Below are 24,043 nucleotides of genomic sequence, written 5' to 3' on the forward strand. Positions count from 1 at the left end.
TGGCTGAGGCGGATTATAGTTTTTTGCTAAAAAAGATGGAGTTAATGGTTCATTGTTGATTGGGAATCTTCTCCCTCATCTTCCCCATCTTCCCCTCTGCCTCGGCTATCTTGATATTTTATCGGAGAGTAAGGCATACTTATTAAGGGAATTGTTATAACATTTTTTGCGCCTTGCCCAGGGGTTGAATAACAATGGATTTGACCTTTGTGTTTTTCAACAATAATCTGGTGACTAATTGACAACCCTAAACCTGTGCCATTTCCGACAGGTTTGGTAGTGAAAAAGGGGTCAAATATATTAGCGATTATATAAGGTGATAAAAATGTAAGGATTCAACCAAACCTGATAGAACACAGCTAAAATAGGGAAAGAAATTTTACGGTTAAATCGAGCATCATCCTCTGTTTCCTGTTTCCTGTTCCCTGTTCCCTGTTCCCTGGTTATAACTTATGACTGGATTGACACTCTAACGGTTGGGCGACTTGTTTGAGTTTCAGATAAAAGTCCGAATCATCGGGCGGTGGCGTAAATTGATCAATGGGGTGGTGGTTCGCTTCACGACGTGACCCATCCACTGGATCAGGAAGACAGGTATGATCAGGAGAAGCTAGGTCTGGAGGTGTGCGATCGCGTTCCCTAACCCGTTCCGTTCTTGGTTCAAGCTGGGCGGGCGTTTGCGGTAATGCTTCAACGGATTCAGTCGCCGATTCAGTGACAACATATTCCTCTGACTCCGCCACCGCAACCGTAGAACTTGACTCAAACATATCCGGGAAACTCTCTATCCAGGACATCGATTCGGATGTCGTATCAACGGGGGCGTTCAAATCTTGGGGTAGTTTACGACAAATCAACCGTTCAAACTCATGATTAAAGCGATAGATAGGCTGTTCTCGTCGCCCCCAGACGGCTAAAATTTGTTCAACTGAAATCGCCTTATACCGTCCCTGATACAAGGCTTCAATCACCGCCAAACGAATCCACTGGGCGGGATAGTCTTGCAACCAACACTCAACTAATTCTGCCGCAGAATATCCCCTCAGTTCAAATCCATAGTGACTGAGTAACTCTACGGCATAAATAATGGCTGACTCTATTTCATTGGTCATTCGTTATTGGTCAAAACACTGATTTCACGGATTTATGGAGAGATTGGCATAGGGATGTGAGAGGTTAGTTACACTGATTACACTGATTACATTGAGTGATAGATATTAGGGTGTAAACCCAACACCAACGGTAAAACCCGCCCCGACAATTCCCCCATCTCTCCCATCTTCCTTATCCTTGAACAATATACGGGGAATTGATAGCATTGACACGTCCTCGCTGCACCAAAGCTTGATACAGAAACGCCGTAGCATCGGCGCGGGTGGCAGCTTTTTTCGGGTTTAACCGGGAGGGTTTGGGATAATTGACGATAATCCCGGCTTGAGTAGCCGCCGCTACAGCAGATTGGGCGTAAATGGGAATATTATCTTGATCTTGGTAAATTTCCAAGCGGTTTCCCTCTGCCTCAGGTAACGACAGCCCCTGGACTAAGGAGACAATCAACTCAACCCGCCGTAAACTTTGTTGAGGGTGAAAGGTTTGGTCAGGGAAGCCGGAGAGGAAGCCACCGCGATAGGCTTGGCTAATCACGGCTGACGCCCAGAAGTTGGCGGGAACGTCGCTAAATTGGGTGGCGGGGCGGATGGGTGTAGGGTTAAAGACTTTCACCACTAACGCGGCATATTGCGCCCGATTTAAGGGGGCATCCGGTTTAAAGCTACCATCGGCAAAGCCGCTAATTAAGTTTAATCCCGCCAGAGGGCGAATAAAATCAGCCGCCCAATGATTTTGAATATCGGTAAAGGAGGGAACATACCCCTCCGGGTTAACAATATAAGGAGATGAGATAGCCGAGGCTTCGGCGGTTGAGACTAACGCCTGATAAATTAAGGCAGCGACTTCAGCGCGGCTAATTGGTTGCATGGGTTTGAGTTCTTGCGGGCGGGGATAATTCACCACCAATTGCCGTTGTGTCGCCGTTGCAATGGCGTCTGTGGCATAACTGGGAATCTGGGCGCGATCGCGGTAAAACAAGAGTAGGTTGCCATTCCCACTCCCTAATCCCAACCCATTCACAATGGATACTAGCGCCTGGGTTCGGGTCAGATTTTGTTGGGGGCGAAATGTGCCATCCGGGAATCCAGAGATAAATCCCATATTCGCCGCCTTGCGAATCGCCGCCGCCGCCCAAAAGTTATCCGTCACATCGCGAAATGAACCCGATGTCGCCCCCACCTGGCGCGGTAAGTTAAAGGTTTGGGCAATAATCGCCGCATATTGGGCGCGGGTAATATTCGCTTCCGGCTTAAATGTACCATCGGGAAACCCGCTAATTAACTCCCGTTTAACTAATTCCTGAATAAACCCACTTGCCCAATGATTGCCCAAATCACTAAACTGAGTCGGACCCAAGGCTGATGCAGGAACCTCTGCTGCACCCAAGGTAACTGCACCGGAAATCCGGGCAGGATTTAACAAGTTGCCCACCGAAACTAATGTCAAAGACGTACTATTTTGTAAATCAACATCACCATTATCTTGTAAGATATTCCCGGCGGGGTCTTGGCGACTGCCTAAATTCGGTTGAGCCGACCCATTGACAATTAGCCCCCCATTGGTATTATTTTCAATCCGATTCCGGCGCAGAACGGGTTGAGCTTGGCGAGAGAGAACAAGTCCCGCCTGATTATTGATTAACGTATTATCAGCAATTAACGGCGCCGCATTATCACTCAAGGCAATCCCATACCCCGTGCGTTGACAGCGATTGCGCCGCAGTTCCCCCTTCGCATTCCGCACCAGGAAGATACCACTAGAGGCATTGTCGCTCAATTCATTATCCATAATCAGCGGTTTTGCCGTCCCCGTGACAAAAATTCCCTCCCGACCGCAACGAGTTAAAGTAGAATTCGCGATAATCGGGGCAGTGGATTCAATCCAAATCCCAGTGCCCTTCGCCACAGGATTCGTCACCGTCACCCCGCGCAATTCCGCTTGAGAATCAGGTTTAACCGTAATCGATTGACTGCCAAAACTGGGGCTACTATACTCACCACTCCCCACAATAGATATATCCTTACCTTTACTCGACTCATCACCAATAACAACAATCCCCGACGGAATCACAATCGGGAAACGCTCCCCCTGCGCCGCATTGTACATCCCCGGTGCCAGGTAAATCGTGGTATCAGCCGTAGCTTGTGCGATGGCGTGGGTTAAGGTGAGAAAGGGAGCATCCGCAGAACCTGTATTCGTATCCTGACCCGTTGCTGGGTTGACATAGAGAGTGGATTGAACCATTAATTTAGAATTTCCGATGTCAAGTAACCTATTTCAGTAGAGAAAGTCATGGAAAGTCTCTACTCATTCCCAATTTAAATGCGTGACAGCTTATCAGGGGTTTCGGCGACCAAAACTGCAAATTTTCAGTGCTATTAAGCTTAAGTTGACACCAATGACGTCAGTGCGCCCCTAAGATTAAGCCAATGAGGATTTAAGGGCGTTGCGAAACGCTTTGGCTGCCTCCAAGCGAGACGTCTGAGCCATCAACACGCAACGGGTGAGCAAATCAATACTCAGCGTTGCCAGTTCAGGAATTTCGCTGCGGGTAATTTTTTCGTACTGATTATCCCGTAGGCGATAGAGGCTAAATAAACCGTCTTGCCAAAACCACACTTCTGGCACGCCCAACGCCTGATACCGCTTCAGTTTATCAGTACCACCACTGGTGAACACGACTTCAATAACGAGATCGGGAATTGGCTTGGATGCGCCAAAACAGTAGGATTCATCGGCTTGGGCACAGACAGCTCCTTCTCGCTCTTGAGTCATGGAACCCGTAGGTTCAAATTCAATGGCGTTTTCCAGGCAAAATAACCCAATTAAAAAGCTGATGAGCCGACTAAACATTTCATGTTCGCGTCCCGGCATAAGAATTTCAATAGTGCTGTCATAGTAAGCGAGCCGAATACCCGGAGAGTTAGCAAAACCAGCCTGAATTAGCTTGAACTGTTCCCAGGTAATGCTGGAATAGACAATACGCTGATCGGTGGAAGGTGGAGTGAGAAGGGGAGTTTGGGTCATAGAAGTACCATCACCTAGCGCGGCATTGCATTATTGTATGATAACCAAGGAAGGGTATTGGAGTGGAATGGAAACGTGCGATCGCACCTCAATAACTCCACTGGCTTATATTGGTCTTAGAGCGTGATTCCTTATACTTACGGGGAAATTGAGGAATATTTGATTTTAGATCGTGATCGCACTCTTGGGCTTTTCTACAATAGAGAGTTAGTCTCAGGCTGGCTGTCCCTGGGTGAGGTGGATTGGAGAAGGGCTGAGACTATCCTCGATTAATCGGGTTCACCTTTTGAGGGAAAGGTTAAAATTTTGCGGAGGAAAGCGCGATCGCACTGGGCAGCATTTTGTCCAATTGGCTAAATCATCCTCTTGAAATTGTATAAATTGTAGGGTGCGTTAGCGCAGCGTAACGCACCATGATGCTGAATAAGTGGGTGGACACAATTAAAGTTAACGGTTGAGATTAGGGAACAGGGAACGGGGAACAGGGAACAGTAAGGGTTTGAGGGTGATTTACTTGCACTTGATACAGTACCGTTTTCTTTTGTCCGACTACTTAGCCTGAAACGGCATAGCTAAAACAGCCAAAATCCGGCTCACCTCATTAATAAAATAGTCGCGTTTATCAATAAAAACAGTCTGATCGCGTAACTCCAGAAATTTCCACTCCGTTCCCGTAGTTACCGCCCCATAAATACTCTCCCTCGGTTCCTCATTGCCTTGATTAAACAGTTGAGCCGCAATCATTTCAGCAATACACTGCGCCAACCCCGACTTAATATTTTCATTCTTAGCTTCAACCAAGGTAAGCACAGGAGTGCGAATTTCATAAGACTCTGGGGAAGCCGTCAGAATATAATCACAATATCCATTTAAACCCGCACTAGGAGCCACATTAAACTCCGACCCCGAGAAAAAGCCAATTTTAAACCCAAACTGTCGCCGCACCTCCAAAAGCACAGGAGTAATAATTAACTCAGCCCGTGCCTTTTCGGTATTGATAGCCGTCGCCAGCGAAACATTTTCGGTTAAGGTTATTTGCAGATACTCACTGGGCAGCAGTTCGGGTATACTCGCAAATAAGTCATCCGGTTCTTCCAGACTTAACCCAAAGGATTCTCGAACGTGAGCCAGACTTTTAAAGTCACTATATGCCATAGTAATTATCCTTAGTCAGTAGTCCTTAGTCAAATGGCACTGACTTTAGAGTTTGTAGTAAGTGCTGTCTTCACTTCTGGCACTAAAGTGCCTACTACGAACCCAGCTTAAGTCAGCGACATTCGTCCTTAGTCATTAGCCATTTGTCCTTTATTAAGCAGCCAGCGATATCATTCATCACCTAACCCATTTTATCAAGAATCATTCATAATTCAGTTAGAGCAGGTTTAGAAGCCTAAAACCCTTACTGTTCCCTGTTCCCTGTTCCCTGTTCCCTCCTCTCAACCGTTAACTTTAGTTTTGTTCAACTACTTATGATGTATCCTACCTTAACGGCGGTTGCTTTATTTCCGAGTCCAATAACTGACCCTGTTGCCGTCTTTTTAACCATTTTGGCAATTATGTTAGTCGCGCCACTCCTGTTTGAACGGTTGCGACTTCCGGGTATTGTTGGCTTAATTCTGGCGGGTGTGATAGTTGGACCCAATGTACTGGGGTTATTGGAACGGGATAGTACCATCATCCTCTTGGGAACGGTAGGACTGTTATTTTTAATGTTCATGGCGGGACTCGAAACCAGCCTGGATGACCTAAAATATAACGCCGATAAAGCCGCAATTTTTGGGTTAGCCACGTTCTCTTTGCCGATGATTCTAGGTACAGTGGCAATGTTACTCCTGGGATATAGTTGGTTAGCCTCCATTCTCGTCGCATCCTGTTTTGCCACCCATACACTTTTAGCATTACCTATCCTCACCAAGTTGGGATTAATGCGGACGCAAACCGTCACTACAACCTTGGGCGGAACGCTGATTACTAATGTGTTGGGACTCTTAGTTCTAGCCGTAGTGGTGAAAGCCGATGGCGGAAATCTCACCCTAGGGTTCTGGTTGTTTCTGATTCCCGCCCTCACTATCTATACAGTGGCAACATTATGGGGCGTTCCCAAACTAGGGCGCTGGTTCTTTCGCCGATTTGGACATGATGAAGGAGCAGAATTTATTTTTGTCCTCGCCACATTGTTTATCGTGTCTTATGCAGCAGGTTTAATTGAAATTGAACCGATTATTGGCGCATTTTTAGCCGGAATTGCGATTACCCAAATTATTCCCCAATTGAGTCCGCTCATGAATCGGATTCAGTTCATTGGCAATACCTTATTCGTGCCATTCTTTTTGATTTCTGTGGGCATGTTAATTGACCCGTTAATTTTAGTCAAGCAGCCGAAATCAATCTTGGTGGCATTGGTAATGATTGGCGCGGAAATGGTGAGTAAGTTTGGCGCAGCTTGGATACCCGGGAAGCTATTTGGGTTTCAATTTCCTAGTATTATGGTCATGTTTGGGTTGTCCATGGCACAGGCGGCGTCTACCTTGGCGGCGATTACCGTAGCGTATGAAATTCAACTGGTGGATCAATTAACCGTAAATGGGATAATTGCCATGATTTTAGTCACCTGTGTCGCCTCACCTTGGATTACCGAACGCTGGGGAAAACAAGTGAAACTTCACGGACAACAGGAGGGAGGAAATCAAGGAAAACCGCCATCCTTGGCAAAACGGGTGTTAGTTCCGGTGGCGAATCCCAAAACGGAAGATAATTTATTACAATTGGCGTTAATTTTAGCAAAAACAGCCAAGGGAACCTTACTTCCGCTGCATGTTTTATCGGATAAAACTGGATTCATTTCCCCAGAGGCGAAGCTGCTGCAAAGCCAACTTTTAGCAGCAGCGGAACGCATCGCCCATGCTGCTGTAACTAAGGTAGAACCGATTGGGCGGGTAGATGATACAATTGACCGAGGAATTACCCGCACCGCCGCCGAACGGGAGGCGACGTTGATTATTTGTGGCTGGAAGGGGTATTCCACGACGCGGGAGAGCTTTTTTGGTAGTGTAATTGATAATGTGATCTGGCGTTCTCAGGTTCCGGTATTAATTGCCCGATTTTCCCAGCCAATTGAGAATACCGCACGAGTGGTATTAGCGGCGACGGATCAGGAGACGGTATCGGTGACATTTAAACCGACGGTGACGTTAGCGCAAACCTTAGCAACGGCGTTGAAAGCCACGTTTCGATTAGTGATTGTGGTGACGGGAGTGGGGGAATTTGCCTGTCAGCCCAGGGAGTGGGGATTGGCAAACACGAGTGGGTTGGTGGAAATGCGGGGAAATTTTGTGCAGAATGTGTCGCGGATGGTGCAACGTCATGATTTACTGATTTTGACGGCAAGTACCCATCCCAGCTACCTTTTGGCAATTCCCACATTGGGGGGAGAACCGGAGGCGATCGCCCGAACTCAGCAAGACACCTCTATCATTGTCGTACATTTTCCCAGCAGTAGCTGATCAATCCAATTTAACCGAGGAATTGAGGGGGCAAACCCGGCGATCGCTTGGGGTTAAGGTAGAGTTAGTCCACAGATAGTCTTGACTCCAAACACAACCTTGTTCGAGTAACTCCTCTAAATTCAGATTCCAGAGAATAGCAGTGCGATCGCGACTCGCAGAGGCTAAGGTTTGCCCATCCGGGTGATAATCTAGACTCAAGACCTGATCATCATGTCCTTTCAGGGTTTGCAATAGCGTTCCCTGGAGACTCCAAAACTTGATCGTGCGATCGCTACTGGCAGAGGCGAGGATGTGACCATCGGGACTAAACACCACCTGCTTGACTTGGTCTCGATGTCCCAATAAGGTTGTCTGTAAACTGCCATCCCGTCGCCACAGTTTCACGCTACTGTCAGCGCTAGCCGAAGCCAATAGTTGACCATTGGGACTAAAGCTGATACCATCAATCCAACTCGAATGACCTGTCAGGGTTTGCTCAAGACGCCAACCCGAATTCTCCCCGCTGTCCCATCGCCACAACTTCACCGTTTCATCCTCACCCCCCGATGCTAAACCTTGACCATCCGGGCTAAACGCCACCGATAAGACTTGCCCCTGATGCCCTTGCAGAAACTGGTGCAGCGTAAACTGACCCGTCGGACGTTGCCGCCAAAGTCCAATCTGGGCATCATCCCCAGCCGTGGCTAACCATTGTCCATCCGGACTAAACGCCACATCCCGTACCCCAGCTTGATGGGGCAGCGTTTGCTGAAGTTGTCCCTGAATCGTCCAGAGTTTCACCATACCATCAGCGCTGGCTGTAGCAATCAGCTGACCATCTAAGCTAAACTCCAGGCGGTGAATTGATTGCTGATGACCCCTTATGGTTGCCAAATGTTTGCCATGCCTACGCCATAACCTCAAGCTGTGGTCATCGCTAACGGTCGCCAGGATCTCTCCATCCGGGCTAAAGCGAATATGATTCACTGCCGCTACATGTCCCTGTAAACGAGGGCGCTGACGCTGATGAGTATACCACAGGCGAATGGTTGTACGCGATGCCGAGGCGAGAATTTGACTATCCGGGCTAAAACTCACATCATGGACTGAAGCGGTATGCCCGTCCAATGTCGTCACCAATGTCCCATCACGTCGCCATAGCTTCACCGACCGATCCGCACCAGCCGAAGCCAAGAACTGACCATCGGGACTAAAACGCACCCGCCAAACTTTTTGGCGGTGTCCGGTGAGAACCTGGGGGGAACTAAACGTACCCTGGTGATTCCGTTGCCACAGGACGATTGCCCCCTGGTTGGTGGCGGCGGCTAAAGACTGACCATCAGGGCTAAAGCTAATACTCTGAATCGAACCCTGTTGGGCGTCCAAAACGGCAACAGGTGTGCCATCCCGTTGCCATAACCTCACCGTGCCATCACTCCCTGCCGAAGCCAGAATTTGGCTATCGGGGCTAAAGCTGACGGCTAACACCCAACTGGGATGAGCGTTCAGAGCGATCGCTCCCGACTGAGGAATACCATTGACATCCGTTTGCCATATCCTCACCGTGCGGTCAGCACTCGCCGAGGCAAACAGTTGTCCATCGGGACTAAAGCTAACACTATTCACTTTGTCAGTATGTCCGGTCAGCACCGCCACAGACTCTCCATCCGGTTGCCAGAGGCGAATCCTGTGGTCATAGCTCGCCGATGCCAGAATTTTACCATTGGGACTGAAACTGACACTTCTGACCAAATCCTCATGTCCCCTAAGCGTTGCCAAGAGTTCACCATCACGCCGCCACAGCCTTACAGTCTGGTCATTGCTAGCCGATGCCAGCATTTGCCCATCGGGACTAAAGTCGGTGGCAATCACTGTGCGGGTATGACCATCGAGGCGGTTAAATTCGCGACTCTCATACAGCAATTGCTGTAACGAGGTAATCACTTGGGTCCGGGTATGAGGATGAGCCTTGAACTGTTTAAGCTGCCAACCCGTGTGGATACTAGCAACCAAAGCTTCTAACTCGAAACCCACCGCCGATAGTTCTGCCACCGATGTACTCGCTGCATCCAGTTGGGCATTGGCTTGGGCGAACTGAATCCGTTGCCACTGCCAGATGGCTAGGCTTGCTAACACCACAACAGTGACACAACCGCTGGTGAGACTCGCCACAGAGCGACGACGTTGGCGATCGCGCTGGCGACGGATTTGGGTTTGGTGGGTGAAACTGGCGTGAATAAAGTCCTGTTCCTGCCGACTCAGTGAGGATTGCCGTTGCTCATACCAATGCTGTGCTTCTAACAGCAGTACCCCTTGCCACAGGGCATCAGGAGAGCGATGATTGGCGTGCCATTGGCGCATCGCCACCCGCAATCGTTCCTGCCATAGGCGAAAGCTGCGATCGGCGGCTAGCCATTGCTGTAATCTTCCCCAGTGTTGGATCAGGGCTTCATGGACGATTTCTACGACGGCTGATTCTCTACCGTCGGCTTGGCGAATCACAATTAACCGGGCAGCCACTAAGTCGCAGACAACCTGCCAATTCGCCGCCCCGATTTCTGTGGCTGTGGCAAAGCGGCGGGTATCAGCCGTACCCTCTCCCAAATGCACCAGTTGAGTAAAGATGTGCTGGGTGCGGTTTTGGGCATCGGCGTCCAGTTTACCATACACCTGCTCGGCATACTGAGCTAACGCCTGCTCGACGCCCCCCAGATGATCATAAGCCTCATGGGTGAGACTGCCATCGTTTTGCTGTTCCCAGAGTCGGGTCAGGGTAAATTCCAGTAACGGCAGATTCCCCGTTGCCACACCGACGGCATCCAGGAGTCGTTCAGTTAAACCGTCAGCCATTTGCAAACCTGAATGCTGTGCCGGTTGGGTAATTGCCGCCGCCAGTTCGGTGCGGCTCATCGGAGTGAGCAATTCGGGGGGGTTGGCGCTCAAGGCGTCTGCCATGGGACGGTAGGCGAGGGCAGATTCCAGGAAATCCGCTCGGAGAGTGGCGACGAGGGTGAACTTGGTGTGGGAGTGCAGGGCGGCGAGTAGGGTATCTTGAAACTGTTGGCGTTCTGCGGTGGCGGGACACAGGGTATACAACTCCTCCAGTTGATCGACGACCAGTAGGAGTTGGCAAGGGGCTGGGGATCTCGACTGGATGCGGTCAATAATATCAGCGAGGATAATGTCTCCCTGGTGTAGGGCTGTCGCTAGCTTCTGCGTTTCGACAAGCTGGTCAGTCGTTCCCCCACAAGGTTCGAGCCAGGGGAGCAAGGCAGCCGCCAAGCGCCAGAAAGGGCGATCGCCGGGACGTAAGCTGGCAATCAGCCAGTTGCCCTGTTGCCGTAGCTGGGGAATTAATCCGGCAAAGACTAGGGAGGATTTGCCACTACCCGAGGCACCGATGAGCGTGACTAGGGGACGCTGCTGTACGGCGTGGTGCAGTTTGGCGGTGACGATTTCCCGCCCGAAGAAAAAGGGGGCGTCGGTTTCCTGGAAAGCCGCTAATCCGCGATAGGGACAAGGGTGTTGGCGTGGGGCAGTTGGGATGAACGGCGACGTCTGCCAAAAATCGGGATGGGCGGTGGGATTTTGACACAGGATCGGTAGCCACGTTGCGCCGGGACAGTGGGTTTCTAAACTCTGCAACTGTTCTCTGGCTTGCCGCACCGCTAAATAGAGGGCTTCTCCTCTTGCCAAAGCGGTCAAAAAATGCTTAAGAAATGCCTGGGCAACGGTGTCGGGTACAGGTTCGCGCATGACGATGGTTTGCGGCAGATGCAGGCGTTCTAATGACCGGGCTAACCCCAGACCATCACAGGAATTGAAGATTGCCAAACGCAGTCCTCGGGCGATCGCTTGTTTGAGGGCATAGCTGAGGGATTCTAACCCAATGCACTGGTGGGCGTTCAGGGCAATTTGTCCCGTTGTGCCGTCGGCGTGGCTGGCACTATGTCCGGCAAAAAAGAAAATATCCCAGCCTTGGGGTTGCCACAGATACTGGGTTAACTGTTGCGGCGAGGGTTCGACCAGAAATACCGTCTCTATGGGGTGGGGAAGGCTCTCGAACAGGCGGCGATCGCCATCGACATCAATGCCGGCACGGTGACCAAAAACGGCTAACACCCTGAGTTGTTGTCGGGAAGAAACGATAGGTTCAATGCGATCATAAATCGGGGGACTCAAGGCAACTTCGGCTTGCGGATAGGAGGCTAAAACCTCCCACAAATGCCAAGGCAATCGGCGTAAGGTGTCATTTGGCACTTGCAGCAGCAACCAAACGGGTTCCGTGGGGTGGAGTTCGGCTAACAGTTGCTCACGCAGGGGACGGAAGGGTTCAGCTTGCAGCCAATGGTTAAAGGTTTGGGTTAAGAGTTGGGCTTGCTGCTGGCAAGCGGTGACAGTGGTAGTGCGTGAACCATTGGTGACGGGGTTGGCACGCTCTTCTAAGCGATACAGCAGCAGTAATTGGCGATAGAGGGTTTGCCAGTGACGATACTGTTGACTTAGTTGGGGACAAGGGGGTAATTTACCTTGGCGGCGAGTTTTCAACAATAACCCAGCGCGATCGCGTCTCGTCTCCCAGGCTGAACGAATTTCCAGCGTCACGTTTACGCCTTGGTCTAAGTCGCCGTCGAGGTCAAAGATGACAAGCTGTCCCATGTCCCTGATGCTGATTTATTGTTAATCATAAACAAACCCGACTAGATAGTAAACCGTTCTGTGATATAGGCATCTTGCCAAACCAGTTCCACTTGAAATTGCTCTCCCAACTCCCCGGTAAACTCAAACTGGATAAAGGTGTCGGCGTCTTTGGCTGTCACCTGGCGAAATAGGCTTCCGGTTCCGGTTAGCACTCTTAATTCCAGATTGGGTGGTAATGAGGTTTGAGCCTCTAGGGGACAAACTTGCAGGTGAATCCCCAGTTGCGTTTCACTAGCGGGTATCAGGGTGACAATTAAGGCGACGGATTCAGTGCTGACGGCAGTTTTCAGCCGCATGGGTTTGGCACGTCTGACCAAGAATTGCCGTACCGATAAGCTGGGAGATGTCCCCAAAACTTGGGTGACGGTTTGCCAACTCGAGTCAAAGACCTGTTGCCGCCAGCGACTCAGATGCACAGGATTGGCAGTCGTCTGAGTTTCCCAGTTGCTGATAGATTCCAGGAGTGTTTCTAAGGGGCGCAATCCGGTTAAGGGTAGGTTTTCTGATGCAACGTTCCTAACCGGAATAAAGCCGACAAGTTTCACGTCCGATAGATCATGGTCAAACTGCACAGCCACGTAGCCGATTAAGTCTGAGTAAGGGGTTGGCGGCACAGTCATTTCAGTGTCTTTTGCCATGACAGGACGACATTCGAGACGCCCTAACTGGGGTAGGACTAAATCTGCCACATCCATTAACGCCCGCATTCCCGGATGCCAACTATTACTCTGTTCCCAGTTTGTGGGAATCTGAAGCCAGTTTAACCATTGCTGTACTGCCCAAACCGCCAGGGTATTCACATAGACTTGTTTCGCTTTGGCTGGGGTTGTCTGTTCTAAGGCAAATTGTCGCGCCCAGTGATGGGCGGTGGCGGTGAGGGGGACGCTGAGATGGGCAGCAGTGGGATTCATGGGCGTTTTGTCTCAATCATTCTGGTTCAGTTTCGGACGAATAACCAAAGTTGTGGGCAATTTTTTGCAGCAGTGGTAGCCCTTTGCGCTTCCAGTGCCAGTACAGCGCGTGATAATCGATGTTAAATTCCCGGGCAATTTCGGCAATTCGGTCAGGGGGTTGCTTGAGTAACAATCGTTGACTCAGCAGTTGGCAATGACAGTGGGGAAACGCTTGGGGATGACACTGGCGCAGTCGTCCTTCTGGGTCTTGATTGATATAGTGTTGCAGTTTCATGCCCACGGTAGCCCGTTTTTGCTGGTTGATTTGGTCGGTGAGGACGGCGTCTAGTTCCTCGAGTGTACTGGGAGTGCGATCGCCGATTTTTTCGCCCAAGGTGATATGACTTTTTCCCAGAGGCGCATCTAAAGAGAGGGGTGGTGGTTGGGGTGAGGAATGTAAGTCGATAACGTTGTAGCGCAGTCGCAGTTTCAGGTTGATCCAGTTGGTCAAGCTGTCGGTTATGGAAGCGGATTGAGGCTGAAAGTCCCTGATTTGTTCAGCGATGTGTTTGAGTGTATCATTGAAAACTTCACCATAGTCGGGGTGATTGGATTTGGCTAGTCTTGGAAGCTGTTGAATTTCCCGGAGTAGCCGATACATCGCCAGACGCCAAGCCAGACTCTGTTGGGGGTGTTGCTGCACGATGGTAATCAGCTGGCGAAGTTGCTCATCCCGATTATTGCGTGAAAATGCTGGGTCAGCCATGGACGTTCAATACTGTGCGCTTTTGTGCCTTCGCTAGGGGGATAAATTCCTGGGAACCTTCTGCCCTCTGCCTTGGTGCGGTCAACTTGAGTGTTCGTTCAGTTTGGTAAAGTTTTGTAAAAATTACGCCCCGATTTCCCCAAAATTTTAGCCCGATTGTCGAGAGGGGAGTAGAGGTTCTACGTGCATACCTGGAGGATAGGATGAATCACCTTTCCAGTTTGATGTATTTTTTACGCGATCGCAAGTTATTTTTAACCGAGAGAGTAATTTCTATATGCATATTTTTAAAACAGTGATTCAAGCGCTAGGACATCGTGGTATGAGAGTTGTCATCCGAGTTCTTAACCCGGTTTCTCGGAATACTTGACCAAATAGTCCTACTCCTCCTCCCTATCCACTAAATCACCCAGATAAAGTTCAATAAACGTCTCAGCGGCGGCGGGATTGATGGTGTTCAGCGCTTTGACAATATCCGCAACGGTTTCGGCTGTTGGGTCTATTTTTTCATGAAACCAACGAAACACTTTATTTCGCTCAATCCCTAAAGCTACCGCCAATTTATTTTGGCTGATTTTATAGGCTTCTAGGGTCTGTTTGAGGGCTTGTCCTGCTCTTCCCATACTTCTGTAGTGCTTACCTCCGATTAAACTCCTGTTATAGTCGAGGAATGTAGAGATGCGACGGGTATACCTGGAGGACAGGATGAATCACTTTGCTAGTTTGATGTCTTTTTTACGCGATCGCAAGGCTTTTTTGAGTGAGGTTGAGAAGGAAATCGGACTCGACCGTAAAATTGTTTCGTTCTTAGTGTGTAGCGCCTCCTTTCTGGCGTTGTACGGCTTGGTGGTTGGGGCGTCGAGTCATTGGCTGCAGGCGATTAGTTCCGCGATTAAGTTACCGGGTCTTTATTTAATCACATTGCTGGTCTGTCTACCGAGTTTATATATTTTTGAGGTGGTTACGGGTTCAACGCGCAACTTTCGCCAATATTTGGTGTTGCTCTTAGCCGCCACGTCTGTGATCAGTGTCATGCTTTTGGCGTTTGTTCCTGTGGTCTTGTTTTTCCTGCTCTCGGTTAATGATTACAATTTCTTTAAGTTACTCAATGTAGCGATTTTTACCTTAACTGGTGTGATCGGTGTCCAGTTTTTCTATCAAAGCATGAAATCGCTGCACTCTCAAGATGCGGAGAAATCTCGTAATCTGAAGGTTGTGCAAGCTTGGTTATTTCTCTACGGCTTTGTTGGTAGTCAGTTAGGGTGGTCACTACGACCCTTTTTTGGTACTCCAGGAAAAGACTTTGCCCTGTTTCGTCCTTTAGAGAGTAATTTCTATGTGCATATTTGGAAAACGCTGACTCACGCTTTAGGGCTTAATTAAACCGAAAAACATGACTTCGGGAGATAAGTTTATGCTAAATGATGTAGCTGAATTGCCGATTACTCCAGCGGAATTAGAGCAAAATGCCGGGTTAGATCTGAGGGCGGGGCTAGCCACAACGGTTTACCGGGGCTTATTTTGGCGTAACTCCCAACACCTGCGATCGCTCCTGTTTATTGAGGTGTTTAGTTTGGGTCTCATTCTGATTTTTGTGATGCCTGTGGGGTTTCTGGCGGTGAAGCGATCGGGGAATTTACCGAGTGATGGGGCGGACATTGCTAATTTATTTCTGTTATTTTTGGTGGGATCAGTTTTGATTTTGGTATTGGCGAATATTTGGCTGGTGAATCAGGCAAAAGATTGGAAATCTGTGGCTAAGTTGTTACGGCAAGTGGATAAGTATAATCGTGTGGTTAAATCCCTAGCGATGCTGAATCAACTGAGTCGGACTGAAACCAATCGCCAAGGGGGTAATTCGTTAGCAGCGGAAAAGGTGTTGCAGGCGTTACGGGTGACTAAAAATAGTTTGCTGCAAGCGATTAAGATAGAAATTATTCGCACCAAACAAGGGGGAATGGCACGACCGGATGAGTTGATGGTTACATTAGAAGATAATTTAACCAGTTTAGTGACGGGAGAACTTGATCCGCCAACGGATCAGTATGGTTATTTGCTCGATGAAGCGCTGCAAATTGCGATGAGTGTGGAGCAACAAATGCGAGATTTTTGAGTTTAAAGAGAATTATGAAATAAATTTATTATTTTTAAGTTAAAGTAAGCCCTAACACCCGCCAAGAATCCAAGTTCTTGGCTAAAAGCTCAAGTCGTCTAAAGACGACTCAAACTCTTACAGCAGATTTGCTGGTTGATGAGGTATGGTCTTCTTCCGCAAGATCCCCGACTTCTCCAAGAAGTCGGGGATCTGTCTGTGTCTTACTTGAAAAGCGCTGTATCCAGTCAGCCTTCTCCTGTGGAGATCTAATGTCATTGGAACCGTTCCCTGGGAAGGAAAGCAAATAACAATCAATCGTTTCAATCTCCTTTGGAGATCTGTCCTAATTGGAACCAATCGCTCTCGTAATTACAGATCAATTAGAGATTTATTCCGTTTCAATCTCCTTTGGAGATCTGTCCTAATTGGAACCCGCGTAGCCCCCAGGAGCGCGATCGCGGTTGCGTCCTCTCGTTTCAATCTCCTTTGGAGATCTGTCCTAATTGGAACGAAGAGATGGGTGATTCTGCCGCGCCTGGTCGAATGGTTTCAATCTCCTTTGGAGATCTGTCCTAATTGGAACTCATCGATATATTAAAGTCAAAAGCTAGTTTTACTATGTTTCAATCTCCTTTGGAGATCTGTCCTAATTGGAACGCCGATCCTCGAAACCCGCTCCTAGAGAGCAATCTAACAACGACTTGCGAGGCAACGTCCTCTGATATCCAATTATACAGCATATCCCCTAAAAAACAACTATCCAACATTCTCTCAAAGCCTTACACAGCAAGCCTTACAGATTTTGCGAGACGCTTTTTGGGTGAGGAGCGCGGCAAACCCTTAGCAGATAAGGGATTCAGCCTCTAGAATGATTCGGCTAAATTCCAGAGCCTAGGTGACTCGCAAAACGTCTCCAGTATCGAGGCGAACAAGTGAATTTCTGTCCAGGTACTTAAAAGTTTAGTCCGCGCAGGCGGACTTTGTTTGCCTAGCTGCGATTTCAATCGCCGAGACAAACAGGGTGTTACGGCGTCGGGGCGGGTTTAGTCACATCTGGATGCAACCGAAGAGATAGCCGTAAAACCCGCCCCTACTTACCTCCCTTCGTTGCGCCACTCTAAACCAAAAATACATCATCCTGACGGGGTGCGGCACAGCCAATCCGTTCCACATGACGCTGACAACATTGTCCCAATCGGTAAAACAAAATACTATCTTCTGTCGGTTTAATCAATTTATCTAAGCGATGACGCAGCTTTTGATATTGGGTGGAAGTCAAACGACATTCAAACACCGAAAACTGTTTCCATTCGCCATAAGACTTTAAACACTTATGGATTTTGGTGCGGCGCTTGTTCTCGGAAATGTCGTAACTGATGACGTAAAAATTTTCCTCTGGCATGATTAAAAGCAATAGGGAACAGGGGAAAGAGACGTTGTCGGCAACGTCTCTACACAATGGCGGTAAATCAAAACGGCGCTACATTTCTCCCTAGGGATAAAATCACCGAATCTTTAAAGGTAAATACGCCTCCAATTCACCCATCAGATGTTTCGCCAATAAACGCGCCTGTAAAATTAACGCTCGGCGATAATCAACCTTCATCTCAAACACCGGATGCTTGAACTTGGTTAACTTGCGTTCTTCGTAAGCCTTAATCAACCGCTTCTTCATCTCATCCCCTAATAATACCGCCCCGCCGGGATGCTCAACGAATAACTCTGGCTTTAAAGAGTCATTTCGCAGCAGCGTTAACACCAACCCATCCACAAAAATAGCGCGAAACTCTTCCATTAAATCCAAAGCTAAATTGGCTGCCCATAGCGTTCACTATGAAGAAATCCCTGATACGGATCAAGCCCCACCGTATGCAGCGCCGCCCGACAATCCCCATACAGTAAAGCATAACCAAACCCCAACATCGCATTGACCGGATCAGTGGGCGGTTGACGAGTTCGCTTGGAAAAATCCCACGGCGTCTGTGCCAAAAGTTCGCCCAAGACACCAAAATAAGACGCCGCCCCCTGTCCTTCATAACCGCGAATTGAATTTAAAGAATCCGCCGTTCCCACCTGTTTTTGACAACATTTTAAAGACTTTAACGCCGCTTCTATGGGTGTTGACCGCTTGTCTTGGCGAGAAAACCGCGCTAAAATAGTATGTTGATTAAACAATTTACCTTGGACAAATTGACGGGCAATCGCCAGGGTTTGATCGGGATCAAAGCTAGCTTTATATTGGCGCGATCGCAACAAGGCATTGGGATTGGGTTCCGGTAGCAATGTGCCGATGGTTCGCCCATTTTCAGATAGATAACTGATCGGAATAGACCGCTGATTTAATATCCGCAAAGTTGGCGTGGTGAGAATCACTTGACCATAAACCACGACGGCTTCTAATTTGCATAAGGGGATATCCATTAAGCGTTGTTTATGCTTAAACACTTCTAAGCGTTCATCCACTTGGCGGACTAGGGTATTTTGTTCAACTAGAAATAAAATTGACATAATTTGTCCTTCGTCATTGGTCATTGGTTATTGGATTTACCGGACTCTGAAGCCTTAACAAGTAACACTAAGTAGTCGGACAAAAGAAAATGGCACTGTATTGATTTTTGTAAATTGCCCTCAAACCCTTACTGTTCCCTGTTCCCCGTTCCCTGTTCCCTAATCTCAACAGTTAACTTTAGTTGTGTCCACCGACTTATCTTGCCAATACTGTCTGGCTTTTTCAGTTTCTTTGGGTAAACAAATCTCAGATAAACTGCATCCTCGACATTGAGGTTTATAAGGATTGGGTGGACAACTTCCAGTGATCAACATCTCTCGCACAGCGGCAATTGTCTGTTCGGTTTGCTGGCGTAATTCGGGGGTCAGTTCCACGGCAATTCGTTGATGACTGGCGGCATAATACATATACGCCTGGGGAATTTTAACGCCTAACATTTCTTCTAATGCCAAGGCTTGGGCGCAGAGTTGGAGTTGGTCATTGCGCCATTTGGCACTGGGTCCTACTTTGTACTCGACTGGATAAATTTGCCCGTTCATTTCCTCGACTAAATCGGCTTTACCGATTAAGCCTAATTGATGGGCATGTAAGGGCATCGCCCGCCATTGTTTAACCTCTGTTTCACTGGAAAACTCTCCTCCATCGACTCGTTGATGATGGCGGGTGCCAGCGATGGTATATTCATTATCTATCCATTCTCCGGTGACATGGATATACCAACAACATCGGGGACAATAGTCATAGTTATTTAGGGCGGCGATGGGAACGAAAATTTCATCGGTATTTGTCATTTGTCATTCGTCAAAACACTGATTTCACGGATTTATTGGAGAGATAGGGGTAGGGAGGTGAGATCTTATTGACACTGATTACACAGACAAGGAAAGTTCTCTCATTTTCCCTATCTTCCCCATCTTCCCCATCTCCCTCATCTTTACTCCTCTCGCGTGGTTTGTCCCATGCCAATTGTGGTTTTATACCCTGTGCCACAATAAAAGGCAAATCGACCTAAAATGGCGGCGGTTTGCTGGATGAGTTCATCACCAGTAATTTCATAGGTTGCCCACCCTTTAAACCCTTTTTGTTTGAAACTGCCAAAGCGAACGGTTGTGGTTTGTAACTGATAGTTACTGATTTGAGAATGGGTAAACCAATCGTCTGGGGAAAATAGTTGGGGTAAGGGAATCGGTGCTACCTTTTGCCAGCGCTGTTGCCAGGTGTAAAATAGGGTTTCGGGTATGGGAAAGAGGGAGTTGCGGTGTTTTTGTTTAATCGCTGTGGGGGAATGCCATTTGAGTGTAATAAATCGTTGGGCGGGAATTTCGAGTAATTCTTGCCACGGTTGATAAGCAACCCAGGAATTGTCGGGTTTGGGTGAGGCTTCTACTTTGTCTAAACTAATGGGTGTATGGGCTAAGATTAATTCTAAGGGTTGTATGCCAACCAGAACGCCTAATAATTCTCCTAACCGTTCCTCATCCAAGAGGGTTAAGCGCACCCGACAGGGTTGTCCCGGATTGATTTTACTGTCTTTTCCGGTGGTGAGGAGGGGGGATAGGGTAAAGGGTTTGTAGTCTTTTTGTTGATGCAATCGTTCGGCGTAGTCGGCGTCGAGGCGATGAAAGAGTTCAAATATTAATCCATGTAACCATTTACCACTGGCGGCGCTGCGGGAGAGTTCGCTTTGGGGGAAAAAGTGAATCAGTAGACTGGCAGGCATGTTGGCTGGCTGTAAACAATCTATACTGAGAGAATAGCGGAGTAACTGTAGTCTATTGCACTACAGTTTTGGCGGTTTGCCTAAACAGGGGGATTGGGATGGCACTAAAGTGCCTACTACGAACGAACGAACGAATGAACGAATGAAGCGTTTATGACGAAGCGACAAAGTTCCTACGCCGCAACTGAACGAATGCTGTATCTGTTGCGGTATCTGTCAGAAAAACCCCATTCTATGGCAGAGTTACGCGATCGCTTACTCTATGATACGGCTCATCAGCCAGACCGGGTGACGGTTCAGAATGATTTGTCTCGGTTGAAGGATTGGGGATTTTCTCTGGAGGTGATTCAACAGCAGCGGGTTTTGACGCATCCGGCGTTTCCGATTACTCTATCGGATGGGACGCTGGAGGCGTTGCGAATTGCCTTGAAGCTGTTAACGGATTCTGGATTAAGTCATTCGGCGGCGGCGTTAACGGAAATTACTCAATTGTTAACGGATTCGGGACGCCAGAAGTTGCAAGTGCGAACGGAGGTGAGTCTGGCGCCTAATGTGTTGATGGATTTTAGCGCGTATCAGGAGATTATTGGTAAATTGGAATATGCCAGTCGGGTTCATCAACAGGTGGAGTTTGATTATCAGGCGCGGGAACGGGAAAAACCCCTGCACCATCAAATTGAACCAATGGGGTTGGATTGGCAGGATGGGCGATTGTATTTAACCGGGTATAAGGTGGGGAAAACTTATGAACAGTCGTTTCGGATTGACCGGATTGTTGGGGATGTGCAGGTATTGCCGTTTAAGTTTGTCCCGAAACCCCCTCGTACTTATCCGATTTCGTTTCGGGTTTGGGGGCGGATTGCGAAAGGCTACTCGCCACGATTTTACCAGGAAGATGAACCGATTCCTGATCCGTGCGATCGCTATCCGGATGCTATGTTGATTCACGCCCAGACGACGAATTATTTTTGGGCTAAACGGCGTTTGTTGGGATATCTTCCGTTTGTGGAAGTTGTTGAACCGGGTTGGTTGGTGAAGGAGTTTGGTGAGATTGCTAGAGAAATGGTGGCGATTTATTGTGGGGTGGAGGGGTGAGAGTGATGTTTTTTTAACGCAGAGGAACGCAGAGGGGAAGCGCAGAGGGGCGCAGAGGGTTTTTTGGGGGTTAATCCCTATCTTCCCCATCTTCCTATTCCTCAAATAATACAAGCGGGGTTAATTCTATCCAGGCTACTGAGAAAAAAGGCGTTTAAGTCAAAGGCGAGATAATACTGTGCCTCAGATGCCCCCCAGCGGCAGGGACAGAGTTCAAATAAGGGGGGAAGATGGGTCTCGATGGCATAGCGGAAGGCATTGCCTTTTCCAATATACGCGATCGCGTCTCGTTTTTCTAGGGCTTGATTCAAACTCTCGATGTCTAGGGCGGCTTCGGTTTTTTCGAGTTCGATGGAGAGTCCGCTAATTCGTCTCACTTTGTTGAGTATCGGATAGTCCTTTTTTTGTTTAATCCCTTGCTTAACCCAGCGATATTGACCGGAATTAGAATAAAAATGCCACCGACGGGGTTTGGGTAAATCTCCGCAGACAATGGCGTAAATCATTGGGTTTGCTTGTGCGAGTTGCTTGAGATAGGTTTGGGCTTCGGGATAATGGTTATAGGGCTGTAAATAGTCCAAAAATTCGGCTTGAGTGATAAAACGGCAGCGAGTGCGACGTAATAAATAGGTTAAGCTGTAACGGTGAAAGGGAAAGGTCTGGGCTTGTTGGGATTTGGGATAGTCGAAATAGGGAATCTCTAGATTCAATAAGGGCGAAAACTCTGCATCTAAGGGCTTGCCATTCTCCCGTTTTCCGCCAATGGCGCGATAGATATTGGCTTCTACCACACCGCCGCCATCGCGAAACCCCAGAATTCCACTAATTGTGCCATTGGCAACTAATTTTATCAGCCCTTGGCGGGCGGTTTGACGATTATGTCCGGGATAGAGGGTTTGAATCAAGTCACTCAATTGGTTGCGGGTGATGCGTCGTTCCTGGGTTTCTTCCCAGTTTCCGGTGACGGGATTTTTGCCATACTCAAAGCCTTTGAGATAGATTTGACTGGTATACTCGGCTTCTAAGGGGGCATAGTGTTCAAGATAGCCAACAAATCCTTCCGGCTTAAAATAGCGAAACCCATATTCAATTAACCTGGGCAAGTGAGTGCGGTCAAAGGGTTGAGGAAGCTGAGGGTACTCCAGTAAACAGTTTAAAACCTCTGGGGGAATGATGGCGATCGCCATATTTGCTCCTCCCTCTCGCCCATTGCGCCCAATCCGCCCTAACCGTTGTAAAAATTGGGCGCTGGTGCGGGCTTCAAAGAGTAATATGTCTTTGAAATAGTCCCCGGTAAAATCAATGCCGACTTCTATTCCACTGGTTCCCGTGGTATGGCGTTTTCGCAATGCCTGACGCTTTTCCTTTGGACGGACAAAGCCATGTGCCTCGCCTACATCATCGGGATTAAATAACTGAGTTAATTCCTGTTTTAATCGCCGCGCCGCCGCCACTGCATCCATAACATAGAGACAGCGATGGTGGGGATTTTGGTGGAGTAAGGGTTGCAGTTCTGGTAGAAATTCGATGGCTTTTTCTTCGCCTTGCCAGGTTCGTAAGTTGGCGGATTCTAGGCGGAGTTTTACGGCTTCCATGACGGGACGTCCTTGGGATTCACCGGGTTGTTGAATCGTGACAGTTGATACGCCCAAAGCGTTCAATGCTGCTAATTTTTTGGCGAATTCGGGTTCATCTAGGGGCGTGGCGGAGGAAAAAATAAAGGAATGGGGGTGAGGGGTTTCCACGGTGGAGAATAACTGGGCGGATAATCCCACCAGCCAGAGGACAGCGGCTTGCTGTTTGCTGTTATAGAGATGGAATTCATCAAAGACAATGGTACGAAAATCCCGCATTAAAATTGAAAAGGCGGTAATCGTGCGTCCGGTGAGTTCCCGACTACTGGCATAGAGATGATGGCATAAGAGATAGAGGATATCGGGATTGGTGAGGACAAGTTTGGCACGTTTGAGGATATATTCGATGAGTTTGATGTTCGGTTCTCCGGCATCTTTTTCTTGACGCAGAAATTCGCCATCAACGACTAAGAGTTCCCCATCAATGCCTTCCGTTGGCGGACGTCCATGAATGGTTTGGAAGAGTTGACAAATTGCCCGTTTTTGGTCATGTAATAATTCATTGGTGGGATAAACACCGAGAACTTTATCCCCAGTTAAACAATGTTGTACGCCATAAGCGTAGGCGGCGAGGGTTTTCCCACCTCCAGTTACGGCGGAGTTGGTGATACAAAGGGTGCCATGTTTTGGGAGAGGTTGGAGTTGGGCGACGGGACAGGTTTGGGCGAGTTCACAGGTTTGACACCAGGTTGAAACTTGGGGGTAATTTCGGGTGCGGGTAACGGCGCAGTAGGTTTGCAGTTGATGGGCGTAAGCAGAGGTGTTGGCGGGTAAGCCGGGAAAGGGAACGGGTGAGTTTAATCCGGTGCGGTAATAGATAGGAGAGAGGTTGATGTCTAGCATAGAGGTATTCTGTAGGGGCGGGTTTTACCATTATCGTTTCCGTTGCACCCAGATGTAATTAAACCCGCCCGGATTCAGGTATCGAGATTGTCGGTGAAAGGTTCAATAGAGGTATTGTGTAGGGGCGGGTTTTACCATTATCGTTTCCGTTGCACCCAGATGTAA

The 24,043-nt window shown here is 48.5% G+C and carries 16 protein-coding genes, 2 pseudogenes and 1 CRISPR repeat array; of the genes and pseudogenes, 4 read left to right on the forward strand and 14 right to left on the reverse strand.

Features of this window, described 5'->3' with window-relative positions:
• Positions 1 to 41: 41 nt before the first annotated feature.
• The 5 genes and pseudogenes from RIE73_RS09965 to RIE73_RS09985 all read right to left on the reverse strand — a co-directional run.
• A pseudogene (locus tag RIE73_RS09965) lies at positions 42 to 305 on the reverse strand (ATP-binding protein); the annotation flags it as partial.
• 138 nt (positions 306 to 443) lie between these two features.
• Positions 444 to 1,112, reverse strand: coding sequence for a hypothetical protein (locus RIE73_RS09970; RefSeq protein WP_446401042.1), 669 nt, complete (start codon positions 1,110 to 1,112; stop codon positions 444 to 446).
• A gap of 172 nt (positions 1,113 to 1,284) precedes the next feature.
• Entirely contained in the window at positions 1,285 to 3,354 is a 2,070-nt protein-coding gene (locus tag RIE73_RS09975) for an S-layer homology domain-containing protein (RefSeq protein ID WP_446401043.1), read from the reverse strand.
• A gap of 177 nt (positions 3,355 to 3,531) precedes the next feature.
• Positions 3,532 to 4,137, reverse strand: a complete 606-nt coding sequence (locus RIE73_RS09980) for a Uma2 family endonuclease (protein WP_446401044.1) — start codon at positions 4,135 to 4,137, stop codon at positions 3,532 to 3,534.
• Positions 4,138 to 4,686: 549 nt separating this feature from the next.
• Positions 4,687 to 5,292: a hypothetical protein gene (locus tag RIE73_RS09985; RefSeq protein ID WP_446401045.1), complete on the reverse strand. Its 606-nt coding sequence runs from the start codon at positions 5,290 to 5,292 to the stop codon at positions 4,687 to 4,689.
• Positions 5,293 to 5,606: 314 nt separating this feature from the next.
• On the opposite strand from RIE73_RS09985, the gene RIE73_RS09990 reads away from it, so the two are divergent.
• Positions 5,607 to 7,640, forward strand: coding sequence for a cation:proton antiporter domain-containing protein (locus RIE73_RS09990; RefSeq protein ID WP_446401046.1), 2,034 nt, complete (start codon positions 5,607 to 5,609; stop codon positions 7,638 to 7,640).
• Here the strand turns inward: RIE73_RS09990 and RIE73_RS09995 are convergent, their stop codons facing one another.
• The 4 genes from RIE73_RS09995 to RIE73_RS10010 all read right to left on the reverse strand — a co-directional run bounded on the left by RIE73_RS09995 (position 7,641) and on the right by RIE73_RS10010 (position 14,605).
• Complete coding sequence (locus tag RIE73_RS09995; protein WP_446401047.1) at positions 7,641 to 12,281, reverse strand: nSTAND1 domain-containing NTPase; 4,641 nt, start codon at positions 12,279 to 12,281, stop codon at positions 7,641 to 7,643.
• 41 nt (positions 12,282 to 12,322) lie between these two features.
• Entirely contained in the window at positions 12,323 to 13,234 is a 912-nt protein-coding gene (locus RIE73_RS10000) for a DUF1822 family protein (protein WP_446401048.1), read from the reverse strand.
• 16 nt (positions 13,235 to 13,250) lie between these two features.
• Positions 13,251 to 13,982, reverse strand: coding sequence for a hypothetical protein (locus RIE73_RS10005; RefSeq protein ID WP_446401049.1), 732 nt, complete (start codon positions 13,980 to 13,982; stop codon positions 13,251 to 13,253).
• A gap of 380 nt (positions 13,983 to 14,362) precedes the next feature.
• Positions 14,363 to 14,605, reverse strand: a complete 243-nt coding sequence (locus RIE73_RS10010) for a helix-turn-helix domain-containing protein (protein WP_446401050.1) — start codon at positions 14,603 to 14,605, stop codon at positions 14,363 to 14,365.
• Positions 14,606 to 14,687: 82 nt separating this feature from the next.
• Here RIE73_RS10010 and RIE73_RS10015 point away from each other — a divergent pair, with 82 nt between their 5' ends.
• Both RIE73_RS10015 and RIE73_RS10020 read left to right on the forward strand, forming a co-directional pair.
• Complete coding sequence (locus RIE73_RS10015) at positions 14,688 to 15,365, forward strand: actin-binding WH2 domain-containing protein (RefSeq protein WP_446401051.1); 678 nt, start codon at positions 14,688 to 14,690, stop codon at positions 15,363 to 15,365.
• Between the two features lie 31 nt (positions 15,366 to 15,396).
• Positions 15,397 to 16,095, forward strand: coding sequence for a hypothetical protein (locus RIE73_RS10020; protein ID WP_446401052.1), 699 nt, complete (start codon positions 15,397 to 15,399; stop codon positions 16,093 to 16,095).
• A gap of 299 nt (positions 16,096 to 16,394) precedes the next feature.
• A CRISPR array of direct repeats spans positions 16,395 to 16,734; the repeat unit is 37 nt; unit sequence GTTTCAATCTCCTTTGGAGATCTGTCCTAATTGGAAC.
• Positions 16,735 to 17,194: 460 nt separating this feature from the next.
• On the opposite strand, the gene cas2 is transcribed toward RIE73_RS10020, so the two are convergent.
• From cas2 to cas6, 4 genes and pseudogenes are all read right to left on the reverse strand, one after another.
• Positions 17,195 to 17,479 carry a CRISPR-associated endonuclease Cas2 gene (gene cas2, locus RIE73_RS10025; RefSeq protein ID WP_446401058.1) on the reverse strand — a complete coding sequence of 95 codons (285 nt, stop codon included), beginning with the start codon at positions 17,477 to 17,479 and terminating at the stop codon, positions 17,195 to 17,197.
• A 102-nt stretch (positions 17,480 to 17,581) separates the two neighbouring features.
• Positions 17,582 to 18,609: pseudogene (gene cas1 / locus RIE73_RS10030) on the reverse strand (CRISPR-associated endonuclease Cas1).
• A gap of 141 nt (positions 18,610 to 18,750) precedes the next feature.
• Positions 18,751 to 19,377, reverse strand: a complete 627-nt coding sequence (gene cas4 / locus RIE73_RS10035) for a CRISPR-associated protein Cas4 (RefSeq protein WP_446401053.1) — start codon at positions 19,375 to 19,377, stop codon at positions 18,751 to 18,753.
• Positions 19,378 to 19,520: 143 nt separating this feature from the next.
• On the reverse strand, positions 19,521 to 20,306 hold the full coding sequence (gene cas6, locus RIE73_RS10040) for a CRISPR-associated endoribonuclease Cas6 (RefSeq protein ID WP_446401054.1): 786 nt from the start codon (positions 20,304 to 20,306) through the stop codon (positions 19,521 to 19,523).
• A gap of 153 nt (positions 20,307 to 20,459) precedes the next feature.
• Between cas6 and RIE73_RS10045 the strand changes: the two genes are divergently transcribed.
• Positions 20,460 to 21,401, forward strand: coding sequence for a helix-turn-helix transcriptional regulator (locus RIE73_RS10045; protein WP_446401055.1), 942 nt, complete (start codon positions 20,460 to 20,462; stop codon positions 21,399 to 21,401).
• Between the two features lie 101 nt (positions 21,402 to 21,502).
• Here RIE73_RS10045 and cas3 read toward each other — a convergent pair whose 3' ends face one another.
• Positions 21,503 to 23,878, reverse strand: coding sequence for a type I-D CRISPR-associated helicase Cas3' (gene cas3, locus RIE73_RS10050; protein WP_446401056.1), 2,376 nt, complete (start codon positions 23,876 to 23,878; stop codon positions 21,503 to 21,505).
• Positions 23,879 to 24,043 lie beyond the last annotated feature (165 nt).

The sequence above is a fragment of the Coleofasciculus sp. C1-SOL-03 genome (assembly GCF_040220555.1).
GTDB lineage: Bacteria > Cyanobacteriota > Cyanobacteriia > Cyanobacteriales > Coleofasciculaceae > Coleofasciculus.

Excerpts from the sequence above, each read along its gene's own strand:
- RIE73_RS09970 (WP_446401042.1), bottom strand. The coding sequence starts at position 1,112 with ATGACCAATGAAATAGAGTCAGCCATTATTTATGCCGTAGAGTTACTC.
- RIE73_RS09975 (WP_446401043.1), bottom strand. The coding sequence starts at position 3,354 with ATGGTTCAATCCACTCTCTATGTCAACCCAGCAACGGGTCAGGATACG.
- RIE73_RS09980 (WP_446401044.1), bottom strand. The coding sequence starts at position 4,137 with ATGACCCAAACTCCCCTTCTCACTCCACCTTCCACCGATCAGCGTATT.
- RIE73_RS09985 (WP_446401045.1), bottom strand. The coding sequence starts at position 5,292 with ATGGCATATAGTGACTTTAAAAGTCTGGCTCACGTTCGAGAATCCTTT.
- RIE73_RS09990 (WP_446401046.1), top strand. The coding sequence starts at position 5,607 with ATGATGTATCCTACCTTAACGGCGGTTGCTTTATTTCCGAGTCCAATA.
- RIE73_RS09995 (WP_446401047.1), bottom strand. The coding sequence starts at position 12,281 with ATGGGACAGCTTGTCATCTTTGACCTCGACGGCGACTTAGACCAAGGC.
- RIE73_RS10000 (WP_446401048.1), bottom strand. The coding sequence starts at position 13,234 with ATGAATCCCACTGCTGCCCATCTCAGCGTCCCCCTCACCGCCACCGCC.
- RIE73_RS10005 (WP_446401049.1), bottom strand. The coding sequence starts at position 13,982 with ATGGCTGACCCAGCATTTTCACGCAATAATCGGGATGAGCAACTTCGC.
- RIE73_RS10010 (WP_446401050.1), bottom strand. The coding sequence starts at position 14,605 with ATGGGAAGAGCAGGACAAGCCCTCAAACAGACCCTAGAAGCCTATAAA.
- RIE73_RS10015 (WP_446401051.1), top strand. The coding sequence starts at position 14,688 with ATGAATCACTTTGCTAGTTTGATGTCTTTTTTACGCGATCGCAAGGCT.
- RIE73_RS10020 (WP_446401052.1), top strand. The coding sequence starts at position 15,397 with ATGCTAAATGATGTAGCTGAATTGCCGATTACTCCAGCGGAATTAGAG.
- cas2 (WP_446401058.1), bottom strand. The coding sequence starts at position 17,479 with ATGCCAGAGGAAAATTTTTACGTCATCAGTTACGACATTTCCGAGAAC.
- cas4 (WP_446401053.1), bottom strand. The coding sequence starts at position 19,377 with ATGACAAATACCGATGAAATTTTCGTTCCCATCGCCGCCCTAAATAAC.
- cas6 (WP_446401054.1), bottom strand. The coding sequence starts at position 20,306 with ATGCCTGCCAGTCTACTGATTCACTTTTTCCCCCAAAGCGAACTCTCC.
- RIE73_RS10045 (WP_446401055.1), top strand. The coding sequence starts at position 20,460 with ATGACGAAGCGACAAAGTTCCTACGCCGCAACTGAACGAATGCTGTAT.
- cas3 (WP_446401056.1), bottom strand. The coding sequence starts at position 23,878 with ATGCTAGACATCAACCTCTCTCCTATCTATTACCGCACCGGATTAAAC.